Raw genomic sequence first — 690 nt, 5'->3', positions numbered from 1 at the left:
CTCAATCGCTCTAGAAGTTCAGTCGACTGGCTGAGAAAGGTTTTTTCCACATGCTCCATCCATCTCTATTAGTTCCAGAAATAGACAAAGAAGTTCAGCTGGGTCCTACTCCGTATTTACCTGGGGCAGTCATCCGTCTAACGAGAAAATAGAGGTGTCGAGACATCTATATGACCAAGGCCTTGTCACGAGTTGGATTCGAACCAACACTTCTGGGAAAAGAAATTCACTACAATCCCAGCGAACTCCCGTTATTCTAATCGCGACTTTTGGTGACCCGGTTCGCTACTCCTAAATAGGAAATAGGTACATCCGGGGTCGATCGTATAGATCAACAAAGGCCCCTCTCATAAATTATTTGAACTAATCCTGCCGCCTAACCCCCCACCCACAAATTTAGAAAATCGACGGAAGTCTCAAACCATCAGGAATTCTAGCAAAGGGCTAAATCATTAATAAGGCCAAATAAAAAGTAGGTATCCCGGAACAACCTCTCGTCGTTTACAACAACTTTCTTTAAAATCTTATACGTAGTCCAGTTATCGGGAACTATAATCCCTCTTTGTTGAAAAAGCGTATCCAGTTGATTTACTATAGTCATTTGTAAAAAATTGATTGTTTCCCCTTGGAGAATGGGGTCAGGGGAGCGGTGTAAGCTGCTGTTTAGAGACGAGAGTAAGTAACCATTAA

1 protein-coding gene is annotated in these 690 nt (G+C 42.5%); it reads right to left on the bottom strand.

The genetic code is table 11. From position 1 onward, the window contains the following. Nucleotides 1-433 precede the first annotated feature (433 nt). A partial coding sequence (locus EYQ95_RS26675) for a hypothetical protein (RefSeq protein WP_207916728.1) occupies nucleotides 434-690 on the bottom strand: 257 nt, incomplete at its 5' end.

It is taken from the genome of Lysobacter sp. N42 (assembly GCF_004344885.1).
Note: the sequence above shows the minus strand (reverse complement) of the source record. Positions and strands in the feature narration are given on the sequence as shown.